Raw genomic sequence first — 25,729 nt, forward strand, 5'->3', positions numbered from 1 at the left:
TCTGGTTCACTGGCCCACGAAAGGGCCAGAACAGTCATACAAAAAAGCCGGCATCAAGCCGGCTTCGTTTTTTGATCAGTCCAGAGGCTGAACAGTCTTCTTCACCTGATCCGGGAAGAACAGCCTCTGCAGCTCCAACCCCGGCTGCTCGGCGCGCATGAAGGCTTCGCCCACCAGGAACGAATACACCTCGTTGATTTCCATCAGCTCCACGTCGGCGCGGTTGAGGATACCGCTCTCGGTGACCGCCAGGCGGTCACGCGGAATGCGCGGCAGCAAGTCGAGGGTGGTGTCCAGGCTGACCTCGAAGGTGTGCAGATTGCGGTTGTTGACCCCCACCAGCGGCGTGTCGAGGGTTTTCAGCGCACGCTCGAGCTCATCGCCATCGTGTACCTCCACCAGCACGTCGAGACCGACATCCTTGGCGGTGGCGGCCAGCTCGGCCATCTTCACATCGTCCAGTGCCGAGACGATCAGCAGCACGCAGTCGGCGCCCAGGGCGCGGGCTTCGACGATCTGGTAGGGATCGACCATGAAGTCCTTGCGGATCACCGGCAACGACACGGCAGCACGGGCCTGTTGCAGATACTCGTCAGCGCCCTGGAAGTAATCCACGTCGGTGAGTACCGACAGGCAGGTGGCGCCGCCCTTCTCGTAGCTCACCGCGATTTCGGCAGGCACGAAGTGCTCGCGGATCACGCCCTTGCTCGGCGAGGCCCTCTTGATCTCAGCGATGACCGCAGGCTGCTTGCGCTTGGCCTGTTCGATCAAGGCGTTGGCGAAGCCGCGGGGAGCATCGGCGCCCTTGGCCAGACGCTCCAGTTCGGCGAGGCTCACGCGCGCGCTGCGCTCGGCCACTTCCTGAAACTTGCGGGCGATGATCCTTTCCAGCACCGTCGGTACGCTCATGCTCCGTTCTCCTGCTTGAATACCGCGGTAAAGGCGCCCAGCTCCTGGAGTTTTTCCCAGGCAAGGCCGGTGTGCAGCACATCGTGGGCGAGTTCGACGCCCGACTTCAGGCTCATCGCATGGTCGGCGGCATACAGCGCGGCGCCAGCGTTGAGCACGATCATTTCGGCAGCTTTCTGGCCGTTTTCGGTCTTGCGTCGGCCCAGGGCGTCACGAATCAGCGCCAGCGAAGCCTGTGGGTCCTCGACCGCCAGGCCATGCAGGCTCTGGCTCTTCATGCCAAGGTCTTCCGGTTCGACCCAGTATTCGGTGATCTCACCGTTCTTCAATTCCGCGACGAAGGTCGGCGCGGCCAGGCTGAATTCGTCCAGGCCATCCTTGGAGTGCACCACCAGCACATGCTTGCTGCCCAGCCGCTGTAGCACTTCGGCGAGAGGGCGGCACAGGGCCTGGGTGAATACACCAACCACCTGGTGCTTCACACCGGCCGGATTCGTAAGCGGGCCGAGCATGTTGAAGAGCGTGCGCAAGCCCAGGTCGCGGCGCGGGCCAGCAGCATGCTTCATCGCACTGTGGTGAGTCTGGGCGAACATGAAACCGATCCCCAGGCTATCGATGCAGCGGGCCACCTGCACTGGCGTAAGGTTCAGGTAGATACCGGCCGCCTCCAGCAGGTCGGCGCTGCCGCTCTTGCCGGACACCGCGCGGTTGCCGTGCTTGGCCACCGGGCAACCGGCCGCGGCGAGCACGAAGGCCGAAGCCGTGGAAACGTTGAAGATGTTGGCCCCGTCGCCGCCAGTGCCGACGATGTCGACCACGCCGTCGAGGCTCTTGAGCTCGACCTTGTCGGCCAGCTCACGCATGACCGAAACGGCGCCGACGATCTCGTCGATGCTCTCGCTCTTCATGCGCATGCCCATCAGAAAGGCGCCGATCTGCGCCTCGGTGCATTGTCCGGTCATGATCTGACGCATGACATCGCGCATTTCGTCTGTGGACAGGTCCAGGTGGCCGACGATGCGGCTCAGCGCGCTCTTGATATCCATGATCGATCCTTAGCGGCGGCCGCCGGTCTGCTTGAGGAAGTTGGCGAACAGCTCGTGGCCCTGCTCGGTGAGGATGGACTCGGGGTGGAACTGCACCCCTTCGATGTTCAAGGTCTTGTGGCGCAGGCCCATGATCTCGTCGACCGAACCGTCTGCATGGGCAGTCCAGGCGGTGACTTCGAGGCAGTCCGGCAGGGTTTCGCGCTTGACCACCAGCGAATGGTAGCGGGTCACGGTCAATGGGTTGTTCAGGCCGGCGAACACGCCCAGGTCGCGGTGGAACACTGGGCTGGTCTTGCCGTGCATTACCTGGCGGGCACGCACCACGTCACCGCCATACGCCTGGCCGATGGACTGGTGGCCCAGGCACACACCGAGGATCGGCAGCTTGCCGGCAAAGTGCAGGATGGCCTCGATGGAAACGCCTGCCTCGCTGGGCGTGCAAGGGCCGGGCGAGACGACGATGCGCTCCGGGTTGAGGGCTTCGATCTGGGCGATGGTCAGTTCGTCGTTGCGAATGACCTTGACCTCGGCACCCAACTCGCCGAGGTACTGGACGACGTTGTAGGTGAAGGAGTCGTAATTGTCGATCATCAGTAACATCTGGGCTCAACCTCTTGAATCTACTGACTGTGCTTTCGAACCTTCCTGCCTCGACATGGGCGCGGCTCTACCGCGACAGCGAAGATGGAACGACAGGAGGGCAAACGGGGGCGGGCCGGACAGGACCGGCAGAAGAAAGAGTCAGGCGCGCCAACGCCAACGGGCGTGAGCCTTGATAACGCGCATCAGGAGTTTGCTGACGATCAACACGGGGTAGTTCTCGCTCATACGTCCCGGCACAGTAGCCTACCGCGACGACAGGCGCAATACGCCGCAAATACTGGGGAACGAACGGACTGCGTGCTTTTTTGCTAAGGTCTTCGGGCTTGTCTCCATAAAAACAATGAAAAGGAACTTCCACATGCGACAGCCACCTTTCCTGCGCACGGCCCTGTGCCTGCTCACCCTCGCCTGCAGCCAGGCCATGGCGGCGCCCTCGCCGTACTCTTCGCTGATCGTATTCGGCGACAGCCTGAGCGATGCGGGGCAGTTCCCTGACCTCACCGGTGGCACACCGGGCATGCGTTTCACCAATCGCGATGCGAACGGCAACTATGCCCCGGTGTCACCCATGATCCTTGGCGGGAAGCTGGGCTTTTCCGACACGGAACTGGGCCCATCCACCTCGCTGGTCAATCTTGTGCAAGGTCGCCCCGACGGCAACAACTGGGCCGTCGGCGGCTACACGACACAGCAGATCCTCGACTCGATCACCGACACCTCCGAGGCGGTGATTCCACCCGGGCGCCCTGGCGCAGGTCTCGTCCTGCGTGAGCGCCCCGGCTACCTGGCCAACGGCTTGCGAGCCGACCCGAATGCCCTCTACTACATCACCGGTGGCGGTAATGACTTCCTGCAGGGGCAGGTCAACAGCCCCGCCGATGCCGCCGCCGCTGGCGCCCGGCTGGCCGCCAGTGCCCAGGCCCTGCAGCAGGGCGGAGCGCGCTACATCATGGTGTGGCTGCTGCCCGACCTGGGGCAGACCCCGAATTTCAGCGGTACGCCGCAGCAGGGTCCGCTGTCGCAGCTTTCGGGCGTATTCAACCAGTCGCTACTGAACCAATTGCGCCAGATCGACGCTGAAATCATCCCGCTGAACATCCCCACCCTGCTCGGCGAAGCGCTGCGCAGCCCGGCGGAGTTCGGCCTGGCCGCCGACCAGAACCTGGTCGGTACCTGCTACAGCGGCGACAGCTGCGTGCAAAACCCGGTCTATGGCGCCAACGGCACCAACCCCGACCCAACCCGGCTGCTGTTCAACGACTCGGTACACCCAACCATTGCTGGCCAGCAACTGATCGCCGACTACGCCTACTCCATCCTCGCCGCCCCTTGGGAACTGACGCTGCTTCCGGAAATGGCCCACGCCAGCCTGCGCGCCCATCAGGATGAGCTGCGCAACCAGTGGCAGACACCCTGGCAGGCAGTTGGTCAGTGGCAAGCCTTCGTCGCCACTGGCGCCCAGGATCTGGACTTCGGCAGCCAGCGCAGTTCGGCAAGTGGCGATGGCCGCGGTTACAACCTGACCCTCGGCGGCAGCTACCGGCTCGATGATGCGTGGCGCGTCGGCCTGGCAGCCGGCGTCTACAGACAGAAACTGGAGGCAGGCCAACAGGACTCGGACTACAAGCTCGACAGCTACCTGGCCAGTGCCTTCGCCCAGTTCCGCGAGAACCGCTGGTGGGCCGATGCGACGCTGACTGCCGGGCAGCTGGACTACAGCGATCTCAAACGCAGCTTCGCCCTGGGTGCCAGCGAGCGTACCGAAAAAGGCGATACCGATGGCGAGGCCTGGGCCATCAGCGGGCGACTGGGCTACAACCTGGCCGCCGACGCGAGCAGCTGGCAATTGGCGCCGTTCATCAGCGCTGACTATGCGCGAGTCAAGGTCGATGGCTATGACGAGAAGAGCGGACGCTCCACGGCCCTGGCTTTCGACGACCAGGACCGCAAATCCCGCCGCCTGGGTGCAGGACTGCTGGGCAGTGTGCAAGTGCTGCCGAGCACGCGGTTGTTCGCCGAGGTCGCGCGCGAGCACGAGTTCGAGGATGACCGCCAGGACCTGACCATGCACCTGACCACCCTGCCGGGCAACGACTTCACCCTCGCCGGCTACACGCCGCACAGCAACCTGACCCGCGCGAGCCTGGGCCTCAGCCATGAACTGGTGCCGGGGGTGAACCTGCGGGGCAATTACAACTGGCGCAAGAGTGATGAGCTGCGTCAGCAGGGAGTCAGTCTGGCGGTGAGCCTGGACTTTTGAGGGTTAACCCGTCGCGGTGCCAGCCCGCTCCTACAGAAATTGCAGTGAACCTGTAGGAGCGGGCTGGCCCCGCGATGGGCTGCGCAGCAGCCCACTCACACCACCAAAAAAACGGCGCTCATCAGAGCGCCGTTTTTTCATCCATCAGCCGCGCGGCGTCTGCTCGGCCAGCGCCACGGCACGGAACATCGCCCGACGCTTGTTGATGGTCTCTTCCCATTCCAGTGCCGGTACCGAGTCGGCCACGATGCCGCCACCGGCCTGCACGTGCAGTTCGCCGTCCTTGATTACCGCAGTACGGATGGCAATGGCGGTGTCCATGTTGCCGTTCCAGGCAAAGTAACCCACTGCACCACCATAGACACCCCGCTTGACCGGCTCCAGCTCGTCGATGATCTCCATCGCCCGGATCTTCGGCGCGCCCGACAAGGTGCCGGCCGGCAGGATCGCACGCAGTGCGTCCATCGCCGTCAGCCCCTCGGCCAACTCGCCGGTGACGTTCGAGACGATATGCATGACGTTCGAATAACGCTCGATCACCATTTTCTCGGTCAGGCGCACGCTGCCCGTGGACGACACACGCCCCACATCGTTGCGCCCAAGGTCGATCAGCATCAGGTGCTCGGCGATTTCCTTGTCGTCCGACAGCAGGTCGTCTTCCAGCGCGCGGTCGGCCTCTTCGTTGGCGCCGCGCGGGCGGGTGCCGGCGATCGGACGTACGGTGACCAGATTATCCTCGACCCGCACCAGCACTTCCGGCGAGCTGCCGACCACATGGAAGTCGCCGAAGTTGAAGAAGTACATGTAGGGGGTCGGGTTGAAGCAGCGCAGCGCCCGGTACAGGTCGATGGGCGCAGCCTTGAAGTCGATGGACATGCGCTGCGACGGCACGACCTGCATGCAGTCGCCAGCGAGGATGTATTCCTTGATCCGCCCGACCGCATTCTCGTAGTCGTCCCGGGTGTAGCTGGAGCGGAATTCAGGCTCAGCGGCCATCGGCCCGCTGAGGTCCAGCCCCCGACGCGGGGTGATTGGCTGGCGCAGCTTGTCGAGCAAGCCATCCAGACGCGCCTTGCCCTGCTCGAACGCCTGCGCTTCGGACGGGTCGACCAGCACGATCGCGTGCATCTTGCCGGCCAGGTTGTCGAACACCACCACGGCGTCGGAGACCATCAGCAGGATGTCCGGCACCCCCAGCGGATCCGGGTTCGGGCAGGCGCCCAGGCGCTTCTCGACATAGCGCACGCAGTCATAGCCGAAATAGCCGACCAGGCCACCATTGAAACGCGGCAGTCCAGGAATGTCGGCGACCTTGTAGCGGTCCTTGAACGACTCGACGAATGCCAGTGGATCCTCGACCTCGTGGCTCTCTACCTCGACGCCATCGTGCAGGATGCTCACCCGGTAGCCGTGCACGCGCATCACCGTGCGCGAAGGCAGGCCGATCATCGAGTAGCGCCCCCACTTCTCCCCGCCCTGCACGGACTCGAGCAGATAAGAGTTGGCCTGGTCGGCAAGCTTCAGGTAGATCGACAGCGGCGTATCGAAGTCGGCCAGGGTTTCACAGGCCAGGGGAATGCGGTTGTAGCCGGCAGCGGCCAGGCGCAGGAATTCTTCGCGGGTCATGGGTAGCCTCGTGGCAAGCAGCAATGGGTTCGGGCAAGCGGACGGGCCGGCAGGCGCCGGCGAGCGGGAGTCAGGCGCGCCAGCGCCAACGGGCCAGGGCCTTGATGACTTTCATCCAGAATTTGCCGGTAACACCCACAGTGGAGTCTCTGTCTTGGGAGGCTTGAAGGTCCGCCCACGTTATCCCAGTGTCGGTGACTAAGCAACCGGGCAACAGCAGGCGCAGATCGTCGAGTACCAGGCTCGGCGACTCCTCGTCGATCGGCCGACCGTGGTTGTAGCCGTAGGTCAGGCCGACGCTCTTGACCCCCGCCGCCCTGGCCGCCTGCACGTCACTGCGCGAATCGCCGACGAACAGCGACTGCTCGGGCGCGATGCCGGCCATCTTCATGACGAACAGCAACGCCGCCGGGTCGGGTTTCTTCTGTGGCAGGGTGTCGCCACCGATGATCCAGCGGAAATAGCGACCGATCTTCATCTGGTCCAGCAACGGCCCGACAAAGCGTTCGGGCTTGTTGGTGATCAGCGCCATCTCCACGCCCTGCTTGCGCAACCAGCGCAAGGTGTCGCGCACGCCTGGGTAGACCACGGTCAGCTCATGGCTTTCGCCATAAGCTTCCATGAACAGTGCCAGCGCACGCTCAGCCAGTTGCGCATCGACGGCATCGTGCTCGATGCCGCCGGCCAGGGCGCGGCGCACCAGCACCTCGGCACCGTTGCCCACCCACTGGCGCACGGCATCCAGCCCTGCGGCCGGGCGCCCCAGTTCGAGCAGCATGCGGTCCACGGCGGCGGCCAGGTCCGGTACCGAATCGATCAACGTACCGTCCAGATCGAACATCACCAGCCTGGGCAGCGTCCCGGGGAACAGCTGCTCGAAGCCACTCATGGGCGGGCCTGGGCCAGTTCGGCGCGCATCTTGGCGATCACTTCCTGGTAGTCCGGGGCGTTGAAGATCGCCGAGCCGGCAACGAAGGTGTCGGCGCCGGCAGCGGCGATTTCACGGATGTTGCCGACGTTGACGCCGCCATCGATCTCCAGGCGGATATCGCGCCCGCTGGCATCGATCAGCGCGCGGGCCTCGCGCAGCTTGTCGAGGGTGCCTGGGATGAACTTCTGCCCGCCGAAGCCGGGGTTGACGCTCATCAGCAGGACCATGTCGACCTTGTCCATCACGTATTTCAGTGCGTCCAGGCTGGTGGCCGGGTTGAATACCAGGCCGGCCTTGCAGCCGCCGTCCTTGATCAGTTGCAGTGAACGGTCGATGTGTTGCGACGCTTCCGGGTGGAAGGTGATGTAGGTAGCGCCGGCCTCGATGAAGTCGCCGATGATGCGGTCGACCGGGCTGACCATCAGGTGCACATCGATCGGCGCGGTCACGCCGTACTTGCGCAGTGCCGTGCAGACCATCGGACCGATGGTCAGGTTGGGCACGTAGTGGTTGTCCATGACATCGAAGTGGACGATGTCGGCCCCGGCGGCCAGAACCTTGTCGACGTCCTCGCCCAGGCGGGCGAAATCGGCGGAAAGAATGGAGGGGGCAATAGCGTAGGGCTGCATGGCGCACCTATGTGGTGGAAATCACGGTGGCGCGCATTGTAACTCAGGGAAGTGGACGGGGGCTGATTGGTATCAATTGGTGTCGAACGGTGCACGGAACCGGGGTTGTCTGTACCGGCCTCATCGCGGGGCAAGCCCGCCCCTACCAGTACAGCGCTGCCCTCATGAACGGCGGGGCAACTGTGGGAGCGGGCTTGCCCCGCGATGAGGCCGGTGCAGCTGCCGCAGGATCAGGTCGGCTGCTGGGTCCGCAACTTCTCGCTGCGTCCGCGCAACCACTCCAGGGTCAGCAGCAGGATTACCGAAAACGCAATCAGCAACGTGGCCGCCGCCGCAATGGTCGGGCTCAGGTTCTCGCGAATGCCACTGAACATCTGCCGCGGCAAGGTGGCCTGCTCGGGGCCAGCGAGGAACAGCGTCACCACCACCTCATCGAAGGACGTGGCAAAGGCGAACAGCGCTCCGGAAATCACGCCCGGCGCAATCAGCGGCAAGGTCACCCGACGGAAGGTCAGCAAGGGCGAGGCGCCGAGGCTGGCCGCGGCGCGCACCAGGTTGTAGTTGAACCCCTGCAGGGTCGCCGACACGGTGATGATCACGAACGGCACGCCCAGCACCGCGTGCACCAGGATCAACGAAATGAAGCTGTTACCCATCCCCAGCGGCGCGAAGAACAAGTAGCTGGCCACACCGATGATCACCACCGGCACCACCATCGGCGAAATCACCAGCGCCATCACCAGCGACTTGCCGGGGAAGTCGCCGCGGGTCAGGCCGATCGCGGCCAGGGTGCCGAACACCATGGCCAGTACCGTGGCCGCCGGAGCGACGATGATGCTGTTCTTCAGCGCGCGCATCCACTCGGCAGAGGCGAAGAAGTCCTGGTACCACTGCAGCGAAAAGCCTTGCAGCGGATACACCAGGAAGCTGCCGCTGTTGAACGACAGCGGAATGATCACCAGCACCGGCAAGACCAGGAACAACAGGATCAGGCCGCAGAGAATGCGCAGGCTGTAGAACCAGACCCGCTCCACGGGCGACATGTAAGGGCTCAGCATGACAAGGCTCCTCAGCTCAGGCGCAGGCGGCTGGCACCGACCAGCCAGCTATAGATCAGGTACAGCAGCACGGTTGCCAGCAACAGCAACCCGCCCAGGGCCGTGGCCATGCCCCAGTTGATGCTGGTGTTGGTATAGAAGGCGACGAAGTAACTGACCATCTGGTCGTTCGGGCTGCCCAGCAGGGCCGGGGTGATGTAGTAGCCGATGGCAAGGATGAACACCAATAGGCAGCCGGCGCCGACACCGGCGTAAGTCTGCGGGAAGTACACCCGCCAGAAGCTGGCAAACGGATGACAGCCCAGCGAGATCGCCGCACGCATGTAGCTGGGCGAAATACCCTTCATCACGCTGTACAACGGCAGGATCATGAACGGCAGCAGGATGTGCACCATGGAGATGTAGACCCCGGTGCGGTTGAACACCAGCTCCAACGGCTGATCGATGATGCCAATGGCCATCAGCGCGCTGTTGATCAGGCCGCCAGACTGCAACAGCACGATCCACGCCGCCACCCGCACCAGGATCGAAGTCCAGAACGGCAACAACACCAGGATCATCAACAGGTTGCTCTGCCGGGTCGGCAGGTTGGCCAGCAGGTAGGCGAGCGGATAGGCCAGCACCAGGCAGATCACGGTGATCACCACCCCCATCCACAGGGTGCGGGCAAAAATGTCCAGATAAATGGCCTGGTCAGGGGTGGTCTTGGCCAGTTCGCCCAGATCATCGATGCGGTGATCCAGCGAGGCCAGCAGATAGAAAGGTGTCACCTCGCTGGTGTTACGGCGAATTGCCTGCCAGTAGGCCGGGTCGCCCCAGCGCTCATCAAGGGTTTGCAGGGCGTCTTTATAGGAAGCCGGTTCGGTCTTGAACGGCAGTGCACGTGCTGTCTTGGACAGCAGGCTGCGGTAGCCGGCCAGCTCCATGTTCAGGCGCTTGGAAAGCTCGCCCAGGGTCTGGTTCTTGCGCGATTCGGCCAGGTCCTCGCTGAGGGCCTTGTACACCGCCTCGTCGGGCAGGCTCTTGCCATCCCACTGCAACACGGCGTGGACGGTGCGCGGAAGGCCTGCTACCACCTCAGGGTTTTCGACGCTCTTGTACAACAGTGCGGCGATCGGCACGAGGAACACCAGCAGCAGGAACAGCGCCAGCGGCGCGATCAACGCCTGGGCCTTCCAGCGGTTGACCCGTTCGGCGCGCTTGAGGCGCTGTTTGAGACTTGGACCTGCGCCTTCATTCAGGGGCACTGCAATGGCCATGGCGAACTCCGAAAAACACAGAAAACGAGGGAGCGCCGGTCAAACCCCGGCGCTCCTTTGAGGCGCGTTACTTCTTCGCAGCCCAGGCGTTGAAGCGCTGCTCCAACTGCTCGCTGTTGTCGGCCCAGAAGGCCACGTCGATCTGCACCTGGTTGGCGATGTTCTCGGGCGTGGTCGGCATGTCCTTCTTCACATCGTCCGACAGCAGTTCGATGGCCTTGGAGTTGGCAGGGCCGTAGGCGATGTTCTCGGAGTAGATCTTCTGCTGTGCCGGTTGCACGGTATAGGCGATGAACTTCTTCGCCTCTTCCACGTTCTTCGCACCCTTCGGAATGGCCCAGGCGTCGAAGTCGTAGATCCCGCCGTTCCACACCACCTTCAGGTTGCTGTCCTTCTGTACCGCAGCGATCCGGCCGTTGTAGGCCGAGCTCATGACCACGTCACCCGAGGCCAGGTACTGCGGCGGCTGGGCGCCGGCTTCCCACCACTGGATGTTCGGCTTGAGCTCGTCGAGCTTCTTGAAGGCTCGGTCTACACCGGCTTTGGTCTGCAGCACCGAGTACACATCCTTGGGCGCTACGCCGTCGGCCATCAGGGCGAATTCCAAGGTGTACTTGGCACCCTTGCGCAGGCCACGCTTGCCGGGGAATTTCTTGGTGTCCCAGAAATCGGCCCAACTGGTGGGCGCGGTCTGGAGCTTGTCAGCGTTGTAGGCCAGCACCGTGGACCACACGAAGAAGCCTACGCCGCAGCCCTGGATCGCACCGGGTACGTAGTCGGCCGCGTTGCCGAACGGCGCGGGGTCGAGTTCCTCGAACAGGCCTTCCTGGCAACCGCGCTCCAGCTCTGGCGACTCCACCTCGACCAGGTCCCACGACACGCTCTTGGTATCGACCATGGCTTTGACCTTGGCCATCTCGCCGTTGTACTCCCCGGCGACGATCTTGCCCTTGCCGGCCTTTTCCCACGGCTCGTAGAACGCCTTGACCTGGGCCGCCTTGTTGGCACCGCCGAACGACACCACGGTGAGGTCCGCGGCCAGGGCCTGCCCCGCGGTAAACAGCCCCAGGGCCAGGGCGGTCAGTTTCAACTGCTTGCGCATTATTATTCTCTCCACAGTACAGGGTTGGTGAAGCAATCGATCAGTGGGCTTCGGCAATCGGGTCGAGCGCACGGGCGTGCTCCACCTGCCAGCCAAGCGGTACCACATCGCCCACGGCCAGGGCCGGGTCGAGCTCGGCGATTGGCTGCTTCACGAAGAAGTCGGCCTTGCCGCAGACTTCCAGGCGCACCCGCACGTGGTCGCCCAGGTAGATGAACTCGGCCACGCGGCCGGAGAAACGGTTGACGCAGTGCTCGCTGTGGCCGTTGAGCCGCACGCGCTCCGGGCGGATCGACAGGGTCACCGGCTCGCCGGCCTGGCCGACGTTCACTGCCAGCGCCTCGACCTTCTCGCCACGTGCCAGTTGCACCTGGCAGCGCTCGCCGTTGCGCGCCAGCAGAGTGCCGTTGATGCGGTTGTTCTCGCCGATGAAGTTGGCGACGAAAGTGTTGGCGGGCTCTTCGTAGAGGGTGCGCGGGTCGGCGATCTGCTGGATCTCGCCCTGGTGGAACACCGCCACGCGGTCGGACATGGTCAGCGCCTCGCCCTGGTCGTGGGTGACATAGACCACGGTCACGCCCAGGCGCTGGTGGATATGCTTGATCTCCATCTGCATGTGTTCGCGCAACTGCTTGTCGAGCGCCCCGAGCGGCTCGTCCATCAACACCAGTTGCGGCTCGAACACCAGCGCTCGCGCCAGCGCCACACGCTGCTGCTGACCGCCGGAAAGCTGACCGGGGTAGCGCTTGGCGAAGCTGTCGAGCTGGACCATGTTGAGCACACGCTTGACCCGCTCGCTGATGTCGGTCTTGCTCAGGTTGCGCACACTCAGGGGGAAAGCCAGGTTCTCGGCCACGGTCATGTGCGGGAACAGCGCATAGTTCTGGAACACCATGCCGATGTCGCGCTTGTGCGGTGGCACGTTGTTGATCGAGCGCCCGGCCAGCTGGATCTCACCGGCGGTGGGGGTCTCAAAACCGGCCAGCATCATCAGGCTGGTGGTCTTGCCCGAACCGGAAGGGCCGAGCAGGGTGAGGAACTCGCCCTTGCGGATGTCGAGGTTGAGGTCCTTGACGATCAGCGATTCGCCGTCGTAGCTCTTCTGCACACCACGGAAGCTGACCAGCGTCTCGTTCGAATTCGCCTCGCTCATGCCCTGCACCTTCTTGTTGGAATGACTGCGTAGGCAAAAGACTAGAAGAACGGCAAAGCCCCGGAAATCGGGGGTGCTGAGAGAATGCCATCATCCAGATGGAAGATTGCGTGTAGGGATTTCCCTACACGAATGACGGAATTGGAATGCTCTCGCTCGCCCGCTCCCCCAACCTGTGGGAGCGGGTTTACCCGCGAATGCGTCGGCCCAGGCGCCGCGACCAGCAGGCTCGGCCTCTTCGCGGGTAAACCCCCTCCCACAGGTCAGGCTGTGTGTAGCATGCCGCAGCTGTCGCAACCAGAACGGTCACACCAGCTTGTGCTCCATGGCGTACTTCACCAGTTCGGCCAGCGAATTGACCTTGAGCTTCTGCATCAACCGCGCCTTGTGGGTGCTGATGGTCTTGCTCGACAGCGCCAGCTGCTGGGCGATGTCGTTGACGTTGGCACCCTGGGCCAGGCGTTCGAACACCGAGAACTCCCGCTCCGACAGCAGTGTGTGCAGCGGCCGGGTCTCGGTCAGGCCCACCTCGAAGACCATGCGGTCGGCCAGCACCGGGTCGATGTAGCGACCACCACCGGCGACGCGGCGGATCGCGGTCAGCAGCAGCGCCGGGTCGCTATCCTTGGTCGCATAGCCAGCCGCCCCCGCCTTGAGCGCGCGTGCTGCCATCTGTGCTTCATCGTGCATCGACAGCACCAGGATGGCTGGCGGACTGTTCAGCGCGCGGATCCGCGGAATCGCCTCCAGGCCGTTGACGCCCGGCATCGAGATATCCAGCAGCACCACCTCGCAGGGGGTATGGCGCAGCGTTTCGAGCAACTGCTCGCCATTGCCGGCCTCGCCCGCTACCAGCATGTCCTTGGCCAGGCCGATCAATTGCTTGATGCCCTCGCGGACGATGGTGTGGTCTTCAGCCACCAACACTCGAATCAAGGTGTTTCTCCTAATAAAGAGGGATGGCCACGCTCAGGCTGGTGCCCTCGCCCGGCTCGCTTTCCAGGATCACGCTGCCGCCCAGCATCAGCACCCGCTCACGCACGCCGACCAGGCCGAACGAGGTGGGCCGTGACTGAGCGGGGCTGAAGCCGGCACCGTCGTCGATCACCGTCATGCGTAGCCAGTCATTTTCATGCTTGAGCTCGATTTGCACCGTGTGCGCCCTGGCATGGCGCATGACATTGGTCAGCGCCTCCTGCAGGATGCGGAACAGTCCAGTGGCCTTGGCATCGCTCAATGCTGGCAGATTATCCGGCACCTGCACCAGGCAGGGAATCTGCGTGCGCGCCTCGAAGCGCCGGGCCTGCCATTCGATGGCCGAGGCGATCCCGGCATCGAGGATCGGCGGACGCAACGCCGTGGCCACATCGCGCACCAGCTGGAACAACTGGGCGATCAGGCGCTTCATGCTGGTAAGCCGCTCGTTGAGCCCCGGGTCGAGCTCGGCGAAAGCCAGCTCGCACATCGAAACTTCCAACTTGAGCACAGTGAGCATCTGCCCGAGCTCATCGTGCACTTCACGGGCGATCCGCGCCTTCTCCTCCTCACGCACACTCTCCAGGTGCGCCGACAACTCACGCAGTTGCTCCTGGGAGCGCGCCAGTTCCAGCTCGACCCGTTTGCTCTGGGTGATATCCCAGACAATGCCGTCCCACACCACCCGGCCATCGGCCTGACGCCGGGCGCTGGCCTTGATGTCGGCCCAGCGCTGCAGACCTTCGCGGGTGAGAATGCGGCCCTGCCAGGACCAGTCGCGGTCATTGGCCAGCGCCAGGTCCTGGACCCGGTGATAGTCGGCGCGGTCATCGGGGTGGACCAGATTGCGCAGCCCCATGTCCGCCTGCTGGATCTGGGCGGGGGCATAGCCGACCAGCGCCTCGCTGCCCTCACTGACATAGGGAAACTCCGGCTCGCCCTCGGCAGGATCACGCTCCAGGCGAAAGACCAGGCCCGGCACGTTGCCCGCGATACCCTTGAGCCGCGCCTCGCTCTCGCGCAGGGCCGCCAGGGCGCGGCGGCGCTCGGTGACATCGGTTATGAACACCACCAGGTATTCGGCATCACGAAAACGCAGAAAGCTCAGTGACAGCTCCACCGGCAGCAAGCTGCCATCGGCACGACGGCACAGGGTCTCGAACGCTTGTGCCCCACTGTCGCCCGTGCGCGCACGCTTCCACAACTCCAGCCAGCGGTCCATGTGCAGGCTCGGCTCGATATCGATCAGCGGTCGCTCGAGCAGTTCGCCCTCACCATGGCCGAGCATGCGCTCGGCAGCATGATTGGCGTAGCGCACGTGGCTGTCCCAATGCACCCAGAGGATGCCGACGGTGCTCTGGTCGATGGAAAACTGGCTCAGCCGCAGTGCCTCTTCACGTGCCTGGCGTTCGAGCAGGCTCTCGCGCACGCTCAGCAGGCTCCGCTCGAGTCGGCGCTGCTGGCGACGCTGCATCGCCAGGGTGGCCAGCGCGCAGAGCAGCAACAAGCCGAACAACAACGCAAGGTTCTGCCAGAACCCCGCCGAGTCGCTCAGGCGCGGGTACTTCGGTTGCAACCAACGCTGGTGCAACTGCTCCAGTTCCTTGGCAGGCATCGCCTGCAGACCGCGCTCCAGCACGTCGGCCAGCAGCGGCCAATCGCGGCGCGAGCCGATACGCAGCAACTGCGGCAGGCCAATATCGCCCACGACCACCAGGTCGCCGAATTCGCTCTCGCGCGAGAGGCGACTGAGCTGCGCCTCGTCGAGCACGGCGTAGCTGGCTTGCGCACCCAGCACCAACTGCAGCGCCTCGCGCTCATTGGGCACGCCCTGCAGGTTGAGATTGGCGAAGTTGCCACGCAGGTAATCGGCCAGGCTGCCAGGCATGCGCACGGCCACCCGGTCGCTGGCGCCAAGCTGCTCCAAGTCGACCGCCAGCGCACCACTGCGTAGGCCAACCAACAACTGCGGCACACGCATGTAAGGGTCGCTGAACAGCCACAGGCGCAGGCTTGCCGGGGTTTGAGCGAGGCCTGGGGCAAAATCGATCTCGCCAGCCTGCAACGCATGCTCCAAGGCAGCCTGGTCTGGGAAGTTTCGCCAGGTCAGGTCCAGATTCAGAGCCCGCCCCAGCCAGCTCACCAGCTCGACGTTGGCCCCGTACAACTGCTGCAGGCGCCGGTCGAACTGAGCATAGGGTGCTTGCAGCACCAGGCCCACGCGCAGGCTGCGATGGCTGTCGAGCCATTGCTGCTGCGCAGGCTCGAGCACCACCGACGGGGGGGCCGGGGCTTTGGCAAGGGCGATCAAGGGCAGGCACAACCAGCCGATAACCAACAGGCAACGCATTCGCTTCATCGATACGCTCGTCTTGGCAATGACGGCCATCTGCGTGGCCGCCGCGGGCAAATACTATTAGGCTGCCGGTATCATTCTGGCCTTGGGTTGATCCATGTTCATACTTTATCGCACGACGCTGGCCATGTTCTGCCTGGCCTCGGCCCTACCGCTCGCGGCCCATGCCGCCGCCCCCGACAAACCTGCCGCGCCGGCTGAAACCACTGCCGTGCGCGCGCCCCTTGCCGAACGCAGCCAGGAAGACGCCCAGGCTCTGGAACGCCTGGTGCCCAAGGCCGAGCAGAAGACCCTGCAGGCCGACGGCGAAAACTTTCTGGCGCTGTGGAAACCGGCCAACGACAGCGCCCCGAAAGGCGCCGTGATCATCGTGCCCGGTGCCGGCGAAACCGCCGACTGGCCCAATGCTGTCGGCCCGCTGCGCAACAAGTTCCCCGATGTCGGCTGGCACAGCCTGAGCATCAGCTTGCCCGATCTGCTGGCCGACAGCCCGCAGGCACGCGCCACCGACACACCCGCCGCCCAGCCCGACAAGGTAGAAGGCAAGGGCACCAGCGCCCCGGCCAAGGATACGCCGGACGACGCCAACGCCAATGTCGCCCAGGCCACGGCGGCCGATGCCGATACCGCGCAGGGCACCGACGCCGTGCAGGCCGACGAGCAGAACGACTCCGCCGACGCCACCCGCATCTTCGCCCGCCTCGACGCTGCCGTGGCTTTCGCCCAGCAGCAGAATGCCCACAGCATCGTCTTGATCGGCCATGGCAGCGGTGCGTACTGGGCGGCGCGCTATGTGAGCGAGAAACAGCCACCACAGGTGCAGAAGCTGGCACTGATCTCGGCGCAGACACCGGCACGGGTCGAGCACGACCTGGAAAGCCTGGTGCCGACGCTCAAAGTGCCCACCGCCGACATCTACGTCATGACCCGCACCCGCGATCAGAACGCCGCCAAGCTGCGCCTGCAAGCCAGCAAGCGCGAGAAGGACAGCCAGTATCGGCAGCTGTCGCTGATTGCCATGCCGGGTGCCAGGGCAGCGGAGCAAGAGCAGCTGTTCCGTCGGGTGCGGGGATGGTTGATGCCGCAGGAGGCGCAGTAAGGGGCTGGGTGCGTTGCCCCCTGTGGCAGCAGCGGCTCGCCGCTGCGACCTGCCCGCGACGAATTCACCACCGCACCCTGCCCCTCAAATCCCCCGCCGCTTGCGAATCAGGGCATAAGCCTGATGCAACTCACGCGTGCGCTCGGTCGCTTCACGCACCCGGGCCTCGCTCGCACCATTACCGACCAGCTTGTCCGGGTGATGCCGGCTGACCAGTCGGCGATAGGCCTGCTTGATCCGATCACCGTCGGTATCGGCCTCGACGCCCAGCAGTCGCAGTGCCGCGGCATAGGTCATCGCCCCGCCCTCGACCGCAGAACGGCTCGGTTCGTACTCCTGGGACAAGGCCTGCACCTGGTTACGGCTCATGCCCAATTGCTGGCCCCAGTCCAGCAACAGCTCACGCTCGTGCCGCCCCGCCTTGCCATCGGCCCAGACCATGCGCCAGCACGCCCGCAGCGTACCTTCGGCGCCGTGGGGCTGCTGGCCGATACGGCGCAGGTACTGCCCCAGGCGGTCCTTGCCCGACTTGCCGCGGTTGAACGCAGCGATCGCCCGCAAGCGGGCGGGCTCTGCAAGGTCCAGGCGGGTCATTTCCTGACGTGCCTGGTAGATATGCCCTTCTGCGACTCGCCCATCACTCTTGGCCAGACGCCCCAGCAGCACGAACAGCAACTCTTCGTCGCGCAAGGCCGGACGCCCACCCAGGCGCTCGCGCACATCATCCCATCCCTGCAGGCGCAGACGCCGGTCCATGGCCTGCCCCAGCAAGGCGCCCAGCAAGGCGCCGGGAATGCTGGCCACGGCAAAACCGGCTCCGGCACCAATCACTGTGCTCGGCCACCACATGTCAGGCACGCTCGCCGATCAGGCGCTCGACCTCGGCCAGGCGCTCGAGAGTGCCGACGTCGACCCACTGCCCAGGATAATGCTCACCGGTCACCTGCCCGGCGGCCATTGCCTGGCGCAGCAGCGGTGCGAGCTTGAAGGCACCGGGCTGGCAGCCTTCGAACAGCTTCGGGTCGAGCACCGACAGGCCACTGAACGTCAGGGTGCCGGGCGCGTCGTCGCCCAACACCCCCCGCGGGCCGGCGAGGCGGGAGTGGCCCACCCGGCCGGGGGCCGGGGGGCGGCGCCCCCACCCCCCCGGCGCGGGCCGTCGAGGCGGAAGTCGCCACGCCCGTGATGCCCCGGATTGTCCACCAGCACCAGGTGCGCAAGGCCCTGAAGCGGTTGGCACAGGCGCTTGAAGTCGTAATCGGTCCAGACGTCACCGTTGACCAGCAGGAACGGTGCATCCCCCAACAGCGGCAGCGCCTTGAAGATACCGCCGCCGGTCTCCAGCGGTTCGCCCTCGGGCGAATAGCTGATGCTCAGACCGAAGCGGCTGCCATCGCCCAGGTGATCCTCGATCTGCTGCCCGAGCCAGGCATGGTTGATCACCACATCGCTCACCCCCGCCCTGGCCAAGGCCTCAAGGTGGTACTCGATCAGCGGCTTGCCCGCCGCAGGCACCAGGGGCTTGGGGGTGTGCAAGGTCAGCGGACGCATGCGCTCGCCCTTGCCTGCCGCCAGGATCATCGCTTTCATCGGTGCGCCCCGGTCTTGAGTTCGCCGATCAGTTGACCGAGCTCGGCCAGCTCAGGGCGACGGGCGATCACTTCATCTATATAGGCAAAGAAACGCGGCACGTCGGTGAGGTAGCGCGGTTTGCCATCGCGGTGACAGATGCGGGCGAAGATGCCGATCACCTTGAGATGGCGCTGTACGCCCATCAGGTCGCTGGCACGCTGGAACTCCTCGAACTCAGGCTGTACCGGAATCCCTGCGGCCTGCGCCTTGTCCCAGTAGCTACGCAACCAGCCATCGACACGTGCTTGCGGCCAACTGAGGAAGGCATCCTTGAACAGGCAAGTGATGTCGTAGGTCACCGGGCCATAGACGGCGTCCTGGAAGTCCAGCACGCCCGGGTTGGGGGCGCTGTGCATGAGGTTGCGCGGCATGTAGTCGCGGTGCACCAGGACCTTGGGCTGGGCCAGGGCGCTGTCGATCAGTTGCTGGCTGATGCGCTGCCAGCTGGCTTGCTGCGCTTCGGTGAAAGACAGTTTCAGTTCACGCCCGACATACCACTCGGGAAACAGCTCCAGTTCGCGGCGCAGCAAGGCGGTGTCGTAGCTCGGCAGCGGCGCTTGCATCGGCAGTTGTTGCTGGGCCAGCAGCGCGTCGATGGCATCGGCGAACAGGGCATCGGCATTGTCGTCGCCGATGATTTCCAGATATGTCTTGCGCCCCAGGTCGCTCAACAGAAGGAAGCCGCGCTCCAGGTCCTGGGCATGGATCACCGGCACGTTGATACCAGCGCTGGCCAGCAAGTGGTCGATGGCGACGAAAGGTGCGCAATTTTCCTGGGGCGGTGGCGCATCCATGATCACGAAACTGTGTCCGCCGCCCTCCCAGCGGAAGTAGCGGCGAAAGCTCGCGTCGCTGCTGGCGGCGGTCAGGCTGCCCGCAGGCACCTCGCCCCAGGCGTTTTCGCGGAAAAGATTCTGAAGCTGTTGTTCGAGCCACACAGTCAGCTGTTGCAGGCGTACATCATGATCAGGCATTACAAGGGTCTCCGACGGCCCCTAGCCGTCAAGCGGGTCATGCTTTATTATCCAGCATCTTTTTCAGACCATCGAGAGGCGTGCGGCCCCACACGCGGGCAGATGGCACGCAGGAAGCCCGGACTAATAAGATGGCATTGAAATCCCCCGCGTTTCGTAGAAAGTTTCCATTGCTGGTGACTGGCGGTCTGCTGGCCCTGCAACCTCTGGCCACATCGTACGTGGTGGCTGCCGAGCAGTTCGACTGCCAAGTGTCCGCCGCCGGTGGTTGGGACTGCAAGCCCAAGACCGCTGCCAGCACTCTGCCGCCGCGCCCTGTGCACGATGGCGCCGCGCTCAGTGGCGGCACCGAGGCCCAGACCGCCGAGGCGGCTGGCAGTGCCGAGCCCAAGCCGGTGCTGGTCACCGAGAGCAAGGGCCGCGCGCTGAAATCGCGCAGCGAAGACTACAGCCATCTGGACTGGGTGCCCCGCGAGAAGCTCACCGCTGCCCAACTGGCCGAGACCGGCCCGTATTGCGGCGGCGCGTACATCGAGCCGACCCGTCCGGGCATGAACGACTCCACGCCCAAGGACGAGTCGCCGACCTACCTCAACGCCAAGGTCTCCAAGTACCAGCAGGAGCAGCAGATCGCTACCCTGGCCGGTGACGTGGTCATGCGCCAGGGCAGCATGCAGGCCGAAGCCGACGAAGCCAACCTCTACCAGACCGAGAACCGCGGCGAGCTCAAGGGCAACGTCAAGATTCGCGATAACGGTACGCTGGTGGTGGGCGACCAGGCCGAAGTCCAGCTCGACACTGGCGAAGCCAAGGTCGACAACGCAGAATACGTGATGCACAAGTCGCACATCCGCGGCTCGGCCCTGTACGCCAAGCGTGCAGAAAACGCCATCATCCGCCTCAAGGACGGTACCTATACCACCTGTGAGCCGGGCAGCAACGCATGGCAGCTCAAGGGCAACAACATCACCCTGAACCCGGCCACCGGCTTCGGTACCGGCACCAACGTCACCCTTCGGGTCAAGGATATTCCGGTGTTCTACACACCGTACATCTACTTCCCGATCGACGACCGTCGCCAGTCCGGCTTCCTGCCGCCGTCATTCAGCACCAGCAGCGACACCGGCTTCATGCTGGTCACGCCGTACTACTTCAACCTGGCGCCGAACTATGACGCCACCCTGTATCCGCGCTACATGGCCAAGCGCGGCTTGTTGATGGAAGGCGAATTCCGCTACCTGACCAAGTCGAGCGAAGGTCAGTTCGGCGGCGCGTACCTCAACGACGAGGACGATGACCGCAAGCTGCAGACGGACTACAAGAAAGAACGCTGGATGGTCAACTGGCAGCACAAGGGCGGCCTGGACGACCGGATCATGACCGAGGTGGACTACACCGACATCAGCGACCCGTTCTACTTCCAGGACCTCGAGACCGACCAGATCGGCGTGCAGAAGCGCGACTTCATCAACCAGCAAGGCGCGATCAGCTACCGGGGTGACAGCTATACCGCCCGGTTGAACCTGCATGCCTACGAATTGGCGACCATCTCGCAGATTACGCCGTACGACCGTCTGCCGCAGATCACCCTGAACGGCATGCTGCCTTATCACCCGGCCGGCCTGAACTTCGATTACGAGACCGAAGCTGTCCGCTTCGAGCGTGACCTGAAGAATGACCGGGTATTCAACAAGGACGGTCAACTGGACCTGACCGCAGGCCCCGACGGTCGGCGTCTAGACTACAATGTTCGCGGGATCGCGCGGGCTAACGGTAATCGCCTCAATATTTCGCCGGCTATGAGCCTCCCGATGCAGGCGACCTATGGCTATGTCACCCCCAAGCTCAAGTACGCCTACACCAGCTACGACCTCGACCTCGACGGCAGAGGCAAGGCCGACGCTGCTACGGACTCAGCCGACCCGGCCTTCGGTAGCTACCATAGCTCGATCAACCGCAGCATCCCGATCTTCAGCGTCGACAGTGGCCTGTACTTCGACCGCAACACTTCGATGTTCGGCAAGAACTACCGTCAGACGCTCGAACCACGGCTGTTCTACCTCTACGTCCCGAACGAAGACCAGAAGGACATTCCGCTGTTCGACACAGCTGAAACCCTGTTCAGCTACGACTCGCTGTTCCGCGACAACCGCTTCAGCGGTGTCGACCGCATCGGCGACGAGAACAAGCTTTCGCTGGGCGTGACCACTCGCTGGATCGAGGAAAACGGCTTCGAGCGCCAAAGCTTCAGCATTGGCCAGGCCTACTACTTCGAAGACCGCAAGGTGCAACTGCCAGGCATCAACTACCGCACTCGCGACGATGCCAGCTCCAACGTCTCGCCGTATGCGTTGGTGTACCGCTACGCCTTCAACCGCGACTGGCGCTTCGATTCGGACTTCAACTGGGATCCGGACAGCCGCAGCACCCGTTCGGGCAGCGCGATGTTCCACTACCAGCCTGAAGACAACCCGAACAAGGTGGTCAACCTCGGTTATCGCTACCGCAACGACACCATTTCGTACGACTCGCTTACCGGCACCTGGAAGGTCGGCGGCGGTGACTACGGCACGCCGGGCGATCCGAACTACATCAAGGATTACTACAAGATCCAGCAGCACGACTTCTCGGTCATCTGGCCGATCGTGCCGCAATGGAGCGTCATTGCCCGCTGGCAGCACGACTACAACCGCAACCGCACCCTCGAAGCGATGGGCGGTTTCGAGTACGACAGCTGCTGCTGGAAGCTGCGCCTGATCAATCGTTACTGGCTCGACACCGACGACTTCAGCCAGGCCCTGCCGGCAAACGAGAAAGGCGACCACGGCGTATTCCTGCAGATCGTCCTCAAAGGCCTCGGCGGCGTCGTGGGCAACAAGGTCGAATCGTTCCTGGACCAAGGCATTCAAGGTTACCGTACCCGTGAAGAGCAAGCTTATTGATCGTCTGCGCCCGCTGATGCTGGGCGCCGTAATGCTGAGCGGTGCGGTGCATGCCGCGCCGCAACCCCTGGACCGCGTGGTGGCCATCGTCGATAACGACGTGGTCATGCAAAGCCAGCTGGACCAGCGCGTACACGAAGTGCAGCAGACCATCGCCAAGCGCGGCGGTGGTGTGCCGCCTGCCGGCGCCCTGGAACAGCAGGTGCTGGAACGCCTGATCGTCGAGAACCTGCAACTGCAGATCGGCGAGCGCTCGGGCATTCGTATCACCGACGAAGAACTCAACCAGGCCATCGGCACCATCGCGCAGCGCAACGGCATGTCGCTGGATCAGTTCCGTGCTGCCCTCGCTCACGATGGTCTGTCGTTCGAGGACGCCCGTGATCAGGTCAAGCGCGAGATGATCATCAGCCGCGTTCGCCAGCGTCGCGTGGCCGAGCGCATCCAGGTGTCCGAGCAGGAAGTGAAGAACTTCCTCAACTCCGACCTGGGCAAGATGCAGATGTCGGAAGAATACCGCCTGGCCAACATCCTGATCCCGACCCCGGAGAGCGCCAATTCGGACGCTATCCAGGCCGCGGCACGCCAGGCTGGCGAGGTCTACCAGCAACTGCGCCAGGGCGCCGACTTCGGTCAACTGGCCATCGCCCGCTCGGCCAGCGAAAACGCCCTGGAAGGCGGCGAAATGGGCTGGCGCAAGGCCGGCCAACTGCCACCTGACTTCGCCAAGATGCTCAGCAGCATGGCCATCGGTGACATCACCCAGCCGATTCGCATCCCCAACGGCTTCATCATCCTCAAGCTCGAGGAGAAGCGCGGCGGCAGCGAAAGCGTACTGCGCGACGAAGTCCACGTGCGTCACATCCTGATCAAGCCCAGCGAGATCCGCAGCGATGCGGCGACCGAGCAACTGGCTGAACGCCTGTACGATCGCATCAAGAATGGCGAAGACTTCGCCCAACTGGCGAAAAGCTTCTCGGAAGATCCAGGCTCCGCACTCAACGGCGGCGACCTGAACTGGGTCGACCCGAACAGCCTGGTACCGGAATTCCGCGAGCAGATGGCCAACGCCGAGCAAGGCGTCGTAACCAAGCCGTTCCGCACCCAGTACGGCTGGCATGTGCTGGAAGTACTCGGTCGTCGCGCTACCGACAGCACCGAACAGGCCCGCGAGCAGCAGGCGCTGAACGTACTGCGCAACCGTAAATACGACGAAGAGCTGCAGACCTGGCTGCGCCAGATCCGCGACGAAGCCTACGTTGAGATCAAGCTGCCTGGCGCCGACCAGGCGACCCAGTGAAGCCCCTGCGCTTCGCCGTCACCCCCGGCGAGCCGGCCGGCATAGGTCCGGACCTGTGCCTGCTGCTCGCCGCAGAACCTCAGCCGCACCCCCTGATCGCCATCACCAGCCGTGACCTGCTCGCCGAGCGGGCCGCGCAGCTGGGGCTGGCGGTTGCGCTGCTGTCGGTGTCGCCGGATGCCTGGCCAGACCAACCGGCACCCGCAGGCAGCCTCTACGTGTGGGACACGCCGCTGGCAACACCTGTAACTGCCGGCCAACTGGACTCACGCAACGCGGCTTTCGTCCTGCAGACCCTGACCCGCGCGGGCCAAGGCTGCCTGGACGGTGACTTCGCGGGGATGATCACCGCCCCGGTGCACAAGGGCGTGATCAACGAGAGCGGTATCGCCTTCTCCGGGCATACCGAGTTCCTCGCCGACCTCACCCAGACGGCCCAGGTGGTGATGATGCTCGCCACCCACGGGCTGCGTGTGGCGCTGGTCACCACGCACCTGCCGCTGCGCGATATCGCCGACGCCATCACCGCCGAACGCCTGGAGCGCGTCACCCGCATCCTGCATGCCGACCTGCGCGACAAGTTCGGCATCACCCAACCACGCATCCTGGTCTGCGGCCTCAATCCGCATGCCGGCGAAGGCGGCCATCTTGGCCGCGAAGAAATCGACATCATCGAGCCCGCGCTCGAGCGCCTGCGCGCCGAGGGCATGGACCTGCGCGGTCCGTTGCCGGCCGATACCCTGTTTACCCCCAAATATCTGGAGCACTGCGACGCAGTGCTGGCGATGTACCACGACCAAGGCCTGCCCGTACTCAAGTACAAGGGCTTCGGCGCCGCAGTCAACGTGACGCTGGGCCTGCCGATCATCCGCACCTCGGTCGATCATGGCACCGCCCTGGACCTGGCCGGTAGCGGCAAGGTCGACACCGGCAGCCTGCGCGTCGCCCTGGAAACCGCCTACCAGATGGCCGAGAACCGACCATGAACGAGCACTACCAACACCGGGCGCGCAAGCGCTTCGGCCAGAACTTCCTGCACGACGCCGGCATCATCGACCGCATCCTGCGGGCGATCAACGCCAAGGCCGGCGAGCACCTGCTGGAAATCGGCCCGGGCCAAGGCGCCCTGACCGAGGGCCTGCTGGGCAGCGGCGCACAACTCGACGTGGTCGAGCTGGACAAGGACCTGGTGCCCATCCTCCAGCACAAGTTCGCCGACCGCGACAATTTCCGCCTGCATCAAGGCGATGCGCTGAAGTTCGATTTCAACACCCTGGGCGTGCCGCCGCGCAGCCTGAAAGTCGTCGGCAACCTGCCCTACAACATCTCCACGCCACTGATCTTCCACCTGCTGGCTCACGCCGGACTGATCCGCGACATGCATTTCATGCTGCAGAAAGAAGTGGTCGAGCGCATGGCCGCAGGCCCAGGCGGCGGGGACTGGGGGCGCCTGTCGATCATGGTGCAATACCACTGCCGCGTGGAACACCTGTTCAACGTCGGCCCTGGTGCGTTCAATCCGCCACCGAAAGTGGATTCGGCCATCGTCCGCCTGGTGCCGCACGAAGTGCTGCCGCACCCGGCCAAAGACCCGGCACTGCTTGAGCGCGTGGTGCGCGAAGCGTTCAACCAGCGCCGCAAGACACTGCGCAACACACTCAAGGGGCTGCTCGACAGCCAGGCCATCGAGGCGGCTGGCGTCGATGGCAGCCTGCGCCCTGAACAGCTGGACCTGGCGGCCTTCGTGCGCCTGGCTGATCAACTGGCACTGCAGCAAGGCTGACTCGGCCCTTCGTGCCCCTTCGCGGGCAACCCGCACCTCTCATGGGGGCGGGTTTACCCGCGAAGTACCCCACACCGATGACAGCGCCC

At 64.2% G+C, this 25,729-nt stretch carries 20 protein-coding genes and 1 pseudogene; 6 read left to right on the forward strand and 15 right to left on the reverse strand.

Features of this window, described 5'->3' with window-relative positions:
* Window positions 1–75 precede the first annotated feature (75 nt).
* Genes trpC through IAE40_RS06130 form a run of 3 tightly spaced genes read right to left on the reverse strand, consistent with a single transcriptional unit; the run spans window position 76 to window position 2,558 of the window.
* The gene (gene trpC / locus IAE40_RS06120) at window positions 76–909 is read right to left on the reverse strand and encodes an indole-3-glycerol phosphate synthase TrpC (protein WP_153772380.1); all 834 of its coding nucleotides are present in this window, start codon (window positions 907–909) and stop codon (window positions 76–78) included.
* Window positions 906–1,955, reverse strand: a complete 1,050-nt coding sequence (gene trpD / locus IAE40_RS06125; protein ID WP_054892239.1) for an anthranilate phosphoribosyltransferase — start codon at window positions 1,953–1,955, stop codon at window positions 906–908. The genes trpC and trpD overlap by 4 nt, the downstream gene beginning before the upstream one ends.
* A gap of 9 nt (window positions 1,956–1,964) precedes the next feature.
* Entirely contained in the window at window positions 1,965–2,558 is a 594-nt protein-coding gene (locus IAE40_RS06130; protein WP_054892238.1) for an aminodeoxychorismate/anthranilate synthase component II, read from the reverse strand.
* A 361-nt stretch (window positions 2,559–2,919) separates the two neighbouring features.
* Here IAE40_RS06130 and estP point away from each other — a divergent pair, with 361 nt between their 5' ends.
* The gene (gene estP, locus IAE40_RS06135) at window positions 2,920–4,821 is read left to right on the forward strand and encodes an esterase EstP (RefSeq protein ID WP_200602841.1); all 1,902 of its coding nucleotides are present in this window, start codon (window positions 2,920–2,922) and stop codon (window positions 4,819–4,821) included.
* 144 nt (window positions 4,822–4,965) lie between these two features.
* Here estP and trpE read toward each other — a convergent pair whose 3' ends face one another.
* The 9 genes from trpE to IAE40_RS06180 all read right to left on the reverse strand — a co-directional run bounded on the left by trpE (window position 4,966) and on the right by IAE40_RS06180 (window position 15,913).
* Window positions 4,966–6,447: an anthranilate synthase component I gene (gene trpE / locus IAE40_RS06140; RefSeq protein ID WP_153772382.1), complete on the reverse strand. Its 1,482-nt coding sequence runs from the start codon at window positions 6,445–6,447 to the stop codon at window positions 4,966–4,968.
* A gap of 70 nt (window positions 6,448–6,517) precedes the next feature.
* On the reverse strand, window positions 6,518–7,336 hold the full coding sequence (locus IAE40_RS06145; protein WP_063542440.1) for a phosphoglycolate phosphatase: 819 nt from the start codon (window positions 7,334–7,336) through the stop codon (window positions 6,518–6,520).
* A complete protein-coding gene (gene rpe / locus IAE40_RS06150) occupies window positions 7,333–8,007 on the reverse strand; it encodes a ribulose-phosphate 3-epimerase (protein WP_054892234.1) in 675 nt (224 codons plus the stop codon). The genes IAE40_RS06145 and rpe overlap by 4 nt, the downstream gene beginning before the upstream one ends.
* 230 nt (window positions 8,008–8,237) lie before the next feature.
* Complete coding sequence (locus IAE40_RS06155; RefSeq protein ID WP_153772383.1) at window positions 8,238–9,065, reverse strand: ABC transporter permease; 828 nt, start codon at window positions 9,063–9,065, stop codon at window positions 8,238–8,240.
* Between the two features lie 11 nt (window positions 9,066–9,076).
* On the reverse strand, window positions 9,077–10,324 hold the full coding sequence (locus IAE40_RS06160; RefSeq protein WP_197889812.1) for an ABC transporter permease: 1,248 nt from the start codon (window positions 10,322–10,324) through the stop codon (window positions 9,077–9,079).
* A gap of 67 nt (window positions 10,325–10,391) precedes the next feature.
* A complete protein-coding gene (locus IAE40_RS06165; protein WP_054892231.1) occupies window positions 10,392–11,426 on the reverse strand; it encodes an ABC transporter substrate-binding protein in 1,035 nt (344 codons plus the stop codon).
* 40 nt (window positions 11,427–11,466) lie between these two features.
* Complete coding sequence (locus tag IAE40_RS06170; protein WP_065864570.1) at window positions 11,467–12,579, reverse strand: ABC transporter ATP-binding protein; 1,113 nt, start codon at window positions 12,577–12,579, stop codon at window positions 11,467–11,469.
* 306 nt (window positions 12,580–12,885) lie between these two features.
* Complete coding sequence (locus IAE40_RS06175; RefSeq protein ID WP_054892229.1) at window positions 12,886–13,515, reverse strand: response regulator; 630 nt, start codon at window positions 13,513–13,515, stop codon at window positions 12,886–12,888.
* A 10-nt stretch (window positions 13,516–13,525) separates the two neighbouring features.
* Window positions 13,526–15,913, reverse strand: a complete 2,388-nt coding sequence (locus IAE40_RS06180; RefSeq protein WP_153772384.1) for a PAS domain-containing sensor histidine kinase — start codon at window positions 15,911–15,913, stop codon at window positions 13,526–13,528.
* Window positions 15,914–16,007: 94 nt separating this feature from the next.
* Here IAE40_RS06180 and IAE40_RS06185 point away from each other — a divergent pair, with 94 nt between their 5' ends.
* The gene (locus IAE40_RS06185; RefSeq protein WP_200602842.1) at window positions 16,008–17,009 is read left to right on the forward strand and encodes an alpha/beta hydrolase family protein; all 1,002 of its coding nucleotides are present in this window, start codon (window positions 16,008–16,010) and stop codon (window positions 17,007–17,009) included.
* An 84-nt stretch (window positions 17,010–17,093) separates the two neighbouring features.
* On the opposite strand, the gene IAE40_RS06190 is transcribed toward IAE40_RS06185, so the two are convergent.
* From IAE40_RS06190 to IAE40_RS06200, 3 genes and pseudogenes are all read right to left on the reverse strand, one after another.
* On the reverse strand, window positions 17,094–17,858 hold the full coding sequence (locus IAE40_RS06190) for a TerB family tellurite resistance protein (RefSeq protein ID WP_200602902.1): 765 nt from the start codon (window positions 17,856–17,858) through the stop codon (window positions 17,094–17,096).
* A gap of 1 nt (window position 17,859) precedes the next feature.
* Window positions 17,860–18,599, reverse strand: a pseudogene (locus IAE40_RS06195) (nucleotidyltransferase family protein).
* On the reverse strand, window positions 18,596–19,615 hold the full coding sequence (locus IAE40_RS06200) for an aminoglycoside phosphotransferase family protein (RefSeq protein WP_200602843.1): 1,020 nt from the start codon (window positions 19,613–19,615) through the stop codon (window positions 18,596–18,598). Before IAE40_RS06200 ends, IAE40_RS06195 begins: the two are co-directional and overlap by 4 nt.
* 131 nt (window positions 19,616–19,746) lie before the next feature.
* On the opposite strand from IAE40_RS06200, the gene IAE40_RS06205 reads away from it, so the two are divergent.
* Genes IAE40_RS06205 through rsmA form a run of 4 tightly spaced genes read left to right on the forward strand, consistent with a single transcriptional unit; the run spans window position 19,747 to window position 25,640 of the window.
* The gene (locus tag IAE40_RS06205; protein ID WP_125930923.1) at window positions 19,747–22,557 is read left to right on the forward strand and encodes an LPS-assembly protein LptD; all 2,811 of its coding nucleotides are present in this window, start codon (window positions 19,747–19,749) and stop codon (window positions 22,555–22,557) included.
* Window positions 22,538–23,857, forward strand: coding sequence for a peptidylprolyl isomerase SurA (surA, locus tag IAE40_RS06210; RefSeq protein WP_153772387.1), 1,320 nt, complete (start codon window positions 22,538–22,540; stop codon window positions 23,855–23,857). The genes IAE40_RS06205 and surA overlap by 20 nt, the downstream gene beginning before the upstream one ends.
* The gene (gene pdxA / locus IAE40_RS06215) at window positions 23,854–24,843 is read left to right on the forward strand and encodes a 4-hydroxythreonine-4-phosphate dehydrogenase PdxA (protein WP_153772388.1); all 990 of its coding nucleotides are present in this window, start codon (window positions 23,854–23,856) and stop codon (window positions 24,841–24,843) included. Before surA ends, pdxA begins: the two co-directional genes overlap by 4 nt.
* Window positions 24,840–25,640, forward strand: a complete 801-nt coding sequence (gene rsmA, locus IAE40_RS06220) for a 16S rRNA (adenine(1518)-N(6)/adenine(1519)-N(6))-dimethyltransferase RsmA (RefSeq protein WP_063542418.1) — start codon at window positions 24,840–24,842, stop codon at window positions 25,638–25,640. Before pdxA ends, rsmA begins: the two co-directional genes overlap by 4 nt.
* Window positions 25,641–25,729 lie beyond the last annotated feature (89 nt).

Source organism: Pseudomonas sp. S44, assembly GCF_016624805.1.
In the GTDB taxonomy this organism is placed as follows: Bacteria; Pseudomonadota; Gammaproteobacteria; order Pseudomonadales; family Pseudomonadaceae; genus Aquipseudomonas; species Aquipseudomonas machongensis.

Bases quoted from the DNA above. Each gene is read 5' to 3' on its own strand.
- trpC (WP_153772380.1), bottom strand. From the start codon at position 909: ATGAGCGTACCGACGGTGCTGGAAAGGATCATCGCCCGCAAGTTTCAG.
- IAE40_RS06170 (WP_065864570.1), bottom strand. From the start codon at position 12,579: ATGAGCGAGGCGAATTCGAACGAGACGCTGGTCAGCTTCCGTGGTGTG.
- IAE40_RS06205 (WP_125930923.1), top strand. From the start codon at position 19,747: ATGGCATTGAAATCCCCCGCGTTTCGTAGAAAGTTTCCATTGCTGGTG.
- IAE40_RS06190 (WP_200602902.1), bottom strand. From the start codon at position 17,858: ATGTGGTGGCCGAGCACAGTGATTGGTGCCGGAGCCGGTTTTGCCGTG.
- IAE40_RS06160 (WP_197889812.1), bottom strand. From the start codon at position 10,324: ATGGCCATTGCAGTGCCCCTGAATGAAGGCGCAGGTCCAAGTCTCAAA.
- rsmA (WP_063542418.1), top strand. From the start codon at position 24,840: ATGAACGAGCACTACCAACACCGGGCGCGCAAGCGCTTCGGCCAGAAC.
- IAE40_RS06200 (WP_200602843.1), bottom strand. From the start codon at position 19,615: ATGCCTGATCATGATGTACGCCTGCAACAGCTGACTGTGTGGCTCGAA.
- IAE40_RS06185 (WP_200602842.1), top strand. From the start codon at position 16,008: ATGTTCATACTTTATCGCACGACGCTGGCCATGTTCTGCCTGGCCTCG.
- IAE40_RS06155 (WP_153772383.1), bottom strand. From the start codon at position 9,065: ATGCTGAGCCCTTACATGTCGCCCGTGGAGCGGGTCTGGTTCTACAGC.
- trpD (WP_054892239.1), bottom strand. From the start codon at position 1,955: ATGGATATCAAGAGCGCGCTGAGCCGCATCGTCGGCCACCTGGACCTG.
- estP (WP_200602841.1), top strand. From the start codon at position 2,920: ATGCGACAGCCACCTTTCCTGCGCACGGCCCTGTGCCTGCTCACCCTC.
- IAE40_RS06145 (WP_063542440.1), bottom strand. From the start codon at position 7,336: ATGAGTGGCTTCGAGCAGCTGTTCCCCGGGACGCTGCCCAGGCTGGTG.
- IAE40_RS06130 (WP_054892238.1), bottom strand. From the start codon at position 2,558: ATGTTACTGATGATCGACAATTACGACTCCTTCACCTACAACGTCGTC.
- IAE40_RS06165 (WP_054892231.1), bottom strand. From the start codon at position 11,426: ATGCGCAAGCAGTTGAAACTGACCGCCCTGGCCCTGGGGCTGTTTACC.
- rpe (WP_054892234.1), bottom strand. From the start codon at position 8,007: ATGCAGCCCTACGCTATTGCCCCCTCCATTCTTTCCGCCGATTTCGCC.
- trpE (WP_153772382.1), bottom strand. From the start codon at position 6,447: ATGACCCGCGAAGAATTCCTGCGCCTGGCCGCTGCCGGCTACAACCGC.
- IAE40_RS06180 (WP_153772384.1), bottom strand. From the start codon at position 15,913: ATGAAGCGAATGCGTTGCCTGTTGGTTATCGGCTGGTTGTGCCTGCCC.